Raw genomic sequence first — 6,863 nt, 5'->3', positions numbered from 1 at the left:
GTCCACTCTGTGAACCGGCGATGGGCCGTCGCACCGGACGGCCGAACACCGGCGGGACCTGCGCCCACGTACAGCCCGTCGTCGCCACGAAGATGATTGCGGCCGGCACCTCACGGTCGCCGTACCGGCGCCGGCCACCACCCTGCCGGACGCGACGGCGCCTCCGGCACCACCCGCTGGAACAGCTTCCGCGACCCGTCCGGGACCAGACGTTCAACCATCAACACGGACTCAGGCTACCGCCAAGGCCAAATGAGATGACATCTAATCGTCCGTGAGCGGATTCTGGGGCATGAACACCCCAGCATCTCGCTTGTCCGTGCCCCTTTGGTTGCCACCGACGAGGGGGCGGCGGCCGATCTGCGGAGTCCCGGCCCGCGCGGTCGCGCGGGCCGGGTTGCCTTGGTCCGGTACCCGGTTCCGTGCTTGTCACAGCCGACATGATCGGTGATCTCGCCCTCCAGCGCGGACTCCAGGACCCTCTTGGTTAGCTGCTGCAGCAGCCCGCCCTCGCCAGTCAGCTGCGGTCCTTCGGAGCGGGCACGGTCGACCAGCATCGTGACCCACTGCTCGTCCGACACCGCCTCCGCGGCCGACTCGGCAACCAGCTCCTCCACTGTTTCGTGCTCGGTGATGGTCTCGCTCATCAGGCATCTTCTTGATCATCGGATCCGTCGTCTACTGGATGCTCCCCCCTGAGGCGGAGCAGGAGCGTGACGCAGAGCAGGCCGGTGCCGTCGACCGTGATGTCTGCTGGCTTCCCGGATGCGTCGGTCATTGGGGCGAAGTCTGGGTCACGCGCCACAGGCGACGGGGCAGGTCGCCTTCTTCGAAGGCGTGGACGGCGAAGCCACTGCGCTCGTAGATGTCGTCGCCGTGTGCGGTGCCGACGCCGTAATGGACGTTATCGGTGTGCCGCACGGTGTAGACGAAGATGCCGCCGGGCCGCAGGACGCGACGGATCTCGCCGACTGCCGCGTGGATCTCCTTGGTGGAGAGGGCCATGCACAGCAGCATGTGCGCGACGACCACGTCCGCGGAGGCGTCAGGCAGGGGCAGCGGGTCATGTACGTCGTGCACCGCGGTGGTGACCCGCCCATCGACGCCTTGGGCGCGGGCGGCTTCCTGTAGCTGTTCAAGGTCGGTGGCGGAGAAGTCGGTAGCCTGGACGGTGAAGCCCTCGCGGGCGAAGTACAGGACGTCGCGGCCGTGCCCGGCCTCCAGCTCCAGTACATCCCGGGCACCGGCGGAACGGTAAACGCCGACGGCATGGACCGCCGCGGCGGACGGCTTCTCGCCGTACATGCCGGGGTGGGCACTGTAGGTGTCCTGCCAGTGCGCACGCTGGGCCTCGGCTAGGTTCTGTCTCTTTGGTCGGCGTCGGGTCCAGATGAGGATGCCGGCGAGGTGGAGTGCGGCCTGGTAGGCGATGGCGAGTTTGTCGGTTCGTGTGGCCAGGCCGCGCCACTGCATGCGGCGATCGATGCACCGTTCGACGGTGTTCCGCTGTTTGTAGGCATCACGGTCGAAGCCGGGCGGGCGGTCGCCTTGGCGGCCTCGTCGTAGCCGGTGGCCGATCTGGTCGGAGGGCTGCGGGATGACCGATTGGATTCCCCGGTGTCGTAGGTGACTGCGGATGGCGCGGGATGAGTAGGCCCGGTCGGCCGGCACAGCGACGGGGCGGGTTCGCTGCCTGCCCGGATCGCTTCGAGGTACGCGGATGCGGGCCGTCACCGTCTCGAAAGCGGGGCGTCACCGGCTTGTCCCGCAGTGACGGTGAAGGCCAGCGGTCGTGCACCGCCGTCGGCGGCCAGGTGGACCTTGGTGCTCAGCCCGCCACGAGAGCGTCCCAGTGCGTGATTGGCGGGCTCGCCGGAGCAGGTCGCCCCTTATTTACGTGCTCCGGCGGCGCGCTGGTGGGCCCGGACGAGCGTGGGGCCCACCGACACCGTCCAGTCGATGTCGCCTCGTCGAACCTGTGGATCACATCCTGCACTGGGTCCTCCTCGGCCCGCCCCAGCCCAGCGATCATCGGCATCCGACTGCCGCCGGACGAGGTCGGCAGCATCACCGTGCGCCGGTGGCGCACCGAGCCGGTGCTGCCCCGGCGCACGACCTGCCGCTGCTTTCAGCCCTTCCCGGTCGGTCTCTGTGCGTACGGGCAGCTCGATCACCACCTCCAGCAGTCGGCTCGGACGTCACCCCCATCGGGCCGCCCGACCGCCGGCCCGGCGAACCTATGCGATCACAGCGGCAGCGGTGGCGTCGGTCCAGGTGTCGTTGTGGGTGATCTTCCGGAACGACGGGTTGGCCAGGTGGGCCGCCGCGATGACGATCTGCTCCTTCTTCGCCTGCGCGAAGAGGCGGTCGCGGGCGTTGGCGGCGAGGGCGCGGTCGACGTCGGTCATGAAGTGGATGTGCCTGTCGGTGAGCTGGCTGGGCAGTTCGATGAGATCGCCGGTGAACCACAGCTTCTGGCCGCCGGACTCAAGGGCGATCATGACGTGGCCGGGGGTGTGCCCGGGGACATGCAGCACGCTCAGGCCCGGGAACAGCTCGTAGTCGCCCGACTCGTAGGTGCGCAGGATGCCTGCCTTGTCCGCCTGGTGCATCAGCACGCGCGTGGGGTCGTCTTCCGCCACGGCGTCGACCAGCAGCCCCCAGTCCTCGGCCCCGTAGTAGGCGGTGGCGTTCGGGAAGTAGGGGGCGCCGTCCTTGATCAGCCACCCGATGTGATCGAGGTGCAGGTGTGTGATGAAGATGCCGGTGACGTCCTCGGGCGCGACGCCTGAGGCGGCGAGCGCGGCGGGCAGGTTGCCGGCCGACGCCATGTGCTGCGGGGGATTGCTCAGTCCGTTCGCCTCGGCCAGCTCCGCTGGGAAGGGCATGCTGAGCTCGCCTGCCCCGGCGTCTATCAGGAAGGTGCCGGCAGGTCCCTGGACCAGGTGAGCGCCAATGCGGATCCGGTAGGTGCCGTCTTCCCCGAGCAGGCCGGGGAGGCGGGAGAAGTCGGCGCCGGGATAGGCGGACGGCGGGAGGTTCGAGTACCCGTCCGACAGAACCGTAACGGTGTAGTCGCCAATGGTGATTTTCTCGGCCATGGCCATCCTTTTGTTCAGAGACAGACGCGTTGTCAGTCAATGACATATTGTCAGTGACAGACTCTACGCTACAATGCTCGACATGGAAGAGGCAAAGCCCCAAGGGGTTCGGGCTCGCATGCGCGAAGCCATCCGTGCGGAGCTGGCGGCAGCGGCGATGCGCTCCATCGACGAGATCGGGTTCGCCGCGACCACCGTCAGCGCGATTACCGCCACCGTCGGCGTGACCGAGCGAACCTTCTTCCGCTACTTCCCCACGAAGGAAGACGCCGTCCTGCAGCCGATCGAGGCCCTCGGGCCGTCGATCGCCAAGGAGTTGCGATGCCGGCCCGCCGCAGAATCACCCCTGCAGGCTCTACGGTCGGCCTTCGACGTGGCAGTCACTTCGATCAGCGCCGAGCCCGCGACGATCACGACGGTGATGCGGCTCAACCGGTCCGAGCCCGCGCTGCGCGGACGTCATCTGCAGAAGCAGGATCTGTGGATCAATGCACTGGCCGAATCCCTGGGGGAACGACTGGGACTGCCGGGTGACTCGCCGACCGTCCGGATGCAGTGCGCCGTCATGATGCTGGCGTGGGAGAAAGCACTGATGAGCTGCTACGAACGCGACGACTTCAGCCGCGTCGGCGAGGAACTGGACGTCGCGGTCAGCGATCTGCGGTCGTTCCTCGCGTCCTGACGGAAGGTTCGGGTCGACCTGGTTACCTGGGTCGCGGACGAGGTCAAGGAGGGCACCGGCCGGCAACGGTGTGAGGCCTTCAGCAGCGCGCGGCCGCGAAACTCGCCGAAGTCGACGCGAAGATCGCCGATCTCACCACCATCCGTACCGCCTTGGCCGCTGCCGTCGACGCGGGCTGCGACGACCTGACCGTGTGCGCGTCCAGAGCCTGCTGCCCCACCCCCTTCACCGATCTCGCCGAGGAGAACCGCCATGCCGGGCCCTGCTGCTGGCCCAGCGTGCCCCGAAGGGGCTTGGGGGACTGGCCGCGCTGGCCTGTGCGGCGTGTTGCGCGCTGCCGATCCTGATCACGGCAGATGTCGTCGGGGCCGGAGCCGGGGCGGTGGTGGGCTGGCTGCCCGCCCTCGCGTCGTCCTGGCCGTGCTCGCCGGCGGGACCTGGTGGTGAGGCCAGCGCCGCCGCTTCTGCTCCTGTGCCCAGAAGACCGCAGGTGAGAGTGGATGCGGGTGCCAGGCGTCTAAGGATCCGCTGAAAATCGGCGGCATGGCCCGTCGGTAGGGTCAGCCGGTATGGCCGTCGCTCGTTCCGTTGCCCTGTTCGTTGCCGCCGCCCTGTTCGAGATCGGTGGGGCCTGGCTGGTGTGGCAGGGCATCCGCGAGCACAAAGGATGGATCTGGATCGGTGCCGGCGTGATCGCCCTCGGGCTTTACGGGGTCGTCGCGACCTTCCAGAGCGACGACAACTTCGGGCGGATCCTCGCAGGGGTGCCCGGCTGGAGAAGGCGAGGCCAGGCCAGGGGGGTGCTTCTGTCTGTTCGGTCAAGGTCTGTGGGCTTGGTGAGGCTGTCTGTCCGTGTCCGGGCTGGTAGAGGGTGCGGTGCTTGAGCATGGCGTGCAGGACGTCGACGCGGCGGCGGGTGAGGCAGATGAGGGCTGCGTTGTGACGCTTCTTCTCCGTGCGTTTCTTGTCGTAGTAGGTCCGCGATCCGGGGCTGTTCAGCGAGGCGAGGGAGGCCAGGAACAGGGCCCGCTTGAGCGGTTTGTTGCCGCCGCGGGGTGGTCCTTCGCCCCGGATGGAGGTTCCCGAGCGGCGGGTGGTGGTGGGGGTCAGGCCCGCGTAGGAGGCCAGGTGGGCGGCGGTGGGGAACGCGCTGGGGTCGCCGACCTCGGCCAGGATGCGGGCTCCGGTCCTGACCGCGACCCCGGGCATGGAGGTCAGGGCTGGCGCGAGAGGGTGTGCCCCCAGCAGGGCGGCGATACGGGCCTCCAGGGCTTCCCGGCGCTTGAGCAGGACCGCGAGGGCTTCGGCCGGGCCGGAGACGATCTCGCCGGCCGAGGCGGTGCCGACAGCCGTGGCGGTCTGTTCGGCCAGGGCGGTGGTGATCTGGCCGGCCAGGGTGCGGGCACTGCGCATCCGCGGGGCGGCCTGGAGCATCGCCCGCGCCAGCTGCTCGGGGCCGGCCCGGGCCAGCTGGGCCGGGGAACCGAAGGTCTGCAGCACGGCCAGGCCGGCTGGGTGCCGCAGGCGGGTCCCAGCACGCGTTCGAGGGCGGGATGGACGGAGGTGAGCAGGCCGCGCGGCCGGTTGGAGGTGCGGGTGGCGTCCTGGGCGAGGTCGTCGTCGTATCCCAGAACCATGGCCGGGTCGGCTCGCACGCTGTCCTCGACGTCGATGCTGTGCAGCAGGTGGGACATGGTGCGGGCGGCGTCGGCGATGACGTAGGCATCACGTGCGTCGGTCTTGCCGCTGCCCGGATGCACGTCGGCGAGCCGGCGCATCGACAGCCCCGGCAGGTGGGCGACCTCGCATCCGCAGTCCCGGGCGACGGTCACCGCCAGGGTGCCGATGGAGGCCGGTCGACCACGACCAGGGCCTTCCCCCTGCGCTGCAGACGGGCGAACAGCTCCCTCAGCCGGGGCCCGCCGTTGGGCAGCGGCTTGTCGAAAGTGGTGCGGCCGTCGGCCAGCAGGGCCGTGCCGTGGCGCGCGGCCCTGCCCACGTCCAGGGCGCAGAACACGTCGATCGAGGTGAAGTCGTTGCTGGTCACCGGGGTCTCCCTCCCCGGAGTCACCGCCGGTGGCCCGCCCGGGCACCGGAGATCGGCAGCCACATTACGCAGCCCTGCCTGGCGGCGGACGCGCTTCCATCAGCGGCCCTTCGGTGCCGCCGGAACCGGCGGCAGCACCCCCGGATCATCAAGGACAGGGAGCAACGAGTCATACCGGCCCCGAAGGCCACGAACCCAAACCGGGCTCTACGACGAAGGTAATGGGCGAGCGGCGGGTGCCGTTCACATTTGCTCCACGTTACCGGCGGATACACGCCAGGCATGCGATATTTTCGGCCCAAGATCAACAGCGATGATCACAATGACACGTTTCCCCGTAGCATCGTCCGGCAGTTGTTCCTCCCGTCACATCAGTACATCTGTGACGCACGTTCAGGAGTGTTCTTGATGCTCAAGAAGTTCTTCGTGTCCGCGGCGCTTGCCGCCACCGTCGTGGGTGGCATAGGCCTCGGCGCCGGTACGGCCTCCGCCGCCACCTTCGTTCCCGCCGGTGTCTACCCGTCGATCAACGCCTGCGCCGACGCGGGCAACGCGGGCTTCCCGCAGGGCCGTTGGGTCGGCTGGCGCTGCGAGGCGCTGAGTGGCGGCCAGTACCTGCTCTGGGTCCAGCCGACGTACTGACCGGCGTCACCGGCGGTGGAACGCGGCACCCGCGTTCCATCGCCGACCCATGTCCGGGCCCGGCCGGGCGTGGTCGGCCGGGCCGGCTCGGCGCGGAGGTCGCCCACCCCTTTCTCGTGCGCGAGCAGGCAGGCTGCCGGAGCCCGCTGTCCCAAAGGGTCGAGCGTCGTTCCGCCAGGAGTCCTCAGGGGTTCTCAGAGGGTGTTTATGCAGGCCAAGCCCTATATGTGGCTCTCATCCCCGACCGCTTTAAGTGCTTCTCTCCCATAGATACCGAATGGCGTTCTCCAGGGTGGAGGCTTGGCCATCCGTCTCGTTGGCTTTTGCGCCCGCAAGTCCGTCTGATTTGAAGTTGCCACAGAATCGCCCGACGAGCAGCGGAACCGATTCC

General features: G+C 68.7%; 4 protein-coding genes and 5 pseudogenes. 3 read left to right on the top strand and 6 right to left on the bottom strand.

Translation table 11 applies throughout. From position 1 onward, the window contains the following. The 5 genes and pseudogenes from IE271_RS39920 to IE271_RS39905 form a co-directional block, all read right to left on the bottom strand. Positions 1-221 (bottom strand): annotated as a pseudogene (locus IE271_RS39920) (transposase); the annotation flags it as partial. Between the two features lie 201 nt (positions 222-422). Further along, positions 423-647, bottom strand: a pseudogene (locus IE271_RS39915) (IS256 family transposase); the annotation flags it as partial. Between the two features lie 127 nt (positions 648-774). Further along, positions 775-1,305 (bottom strand): class I SAM-dependent methyltransferase, encoded by a 531-nt coding sequence (locus tag IE271_RS44255; protein ID WP_373308916.1) that lies wholly within the window; start codon positions 1,303-1,305, stop codon positions 775-777. 69 nt (positions 1,306-1,374) lie between these two features. Then, positions 1,375-1,964 (bottom strand): annotated as a pseudogene (locus IE271_RS44250) (IS5 family transposase); the annotation flags it as partial. A gap of 273 nt (positions 1,965-2,237) precedes the next feature. Then, positions 2,238-3,101, bottom strand: a complete 864-nt coding sequence (locus IE271_RS39905; protein WP_190195334.1) for an MBL fold metallo-hydrolase — start codon at positions 3,099-3,101, stop codon at positions 2,238-2,240. Between the two features lie 82 nt (positions 3,102-3,183). On the opposite strand from IE271_RS39905, the gene IE271_RS39900 reads away from it, so the two are divergent. After that, entirely contained in the window at positions 3,184-3,783 is a 600-nt protein-coding gene (locus IE271_RS39900; RefSeq protein WP_190195333.1) for a TetR/AcrR family transcriptional regulator, read from the top strand. Positions 3,784-4,352: 569 nt separating this feature from the next. Beyond that, positions 4,353-4,556, top strand: a pseudogene (locus tag IE271_RS44245) (YnfA family protein); the annotation flags it as partial. Between the two features lie 85 nt (positions 4,557-4,641). Here the strand turns inward: IE271_RS44245 and IE271_RS39890 are convergent. Continuing rightward, a pseudogene (locus tag IE271_RS39890) lies at positions 4,642-5,830 on the bottom strand (IS110 family RNA-guided transposase); the annotation flags it as partial. 408 nt (positions 5,831-6,238) lie between these two features. On the opposite strand from IE271_RS39890, the gene IE271_RS39885 reads away from it, so the two are divergent. Further along, on the top strand, positions 6,239-6,472 hold the full coding sequence (locus tag IE271_RS39885) for a hypothetical protein (protein WP_190195332.1): 234 nt from the start codon (positions 6,239-6,241) through the stop codon (positions 6,470-6,472). Positions 6,473-6,863: the final 391 nt, after the last annotated feature.

This window comes from Streptomyces minutiscleroticus (genome assembly GCF_014650875.1).
Taxonomy (GTDB): domain Bacteria; phylum Actinomycetota; class Actinomycetes; order Streptomycetales; family Streptomycetaceae; genus Streptomyces; species Streptomyces minutiscleroticus.
Note: the sequence above shows the minus strand (reverse complement) of the source record. Positions and strands in the feature narration are given on the sequence as shown.

Coding starts and splice junctions, on each gene's coding strand:
- IE271_RS44255 (WP_373308916.1), bottom strand. CDS start 1,305: ATGTACGGCGAGAAGCCGTCCGCCGCGGCGGTCCATGCCGTCGGCGTT.
- IE271_RS39905 (WP_190195334.1), bottom strand. CDS start 3,101: ATGGCCGAGAAAATCACCATTGGCGACTACACCGTTACGGTTCTGTCG.
- IE271_RS39900 (WP_190195333.1), top strand. CDS start 3,184: ATGGAAGAGGCAAAGCCCCAAGGGGTTCGGGCTCGCATGCGCGAAGCC.
- IE271_RS39885 (WP_190195332.1), top strand. CDS start 6,239: ATGCTCAAGAAGTTCTTCGTGTCCGCGGCGCTTGCCGCCACCGTCGTG.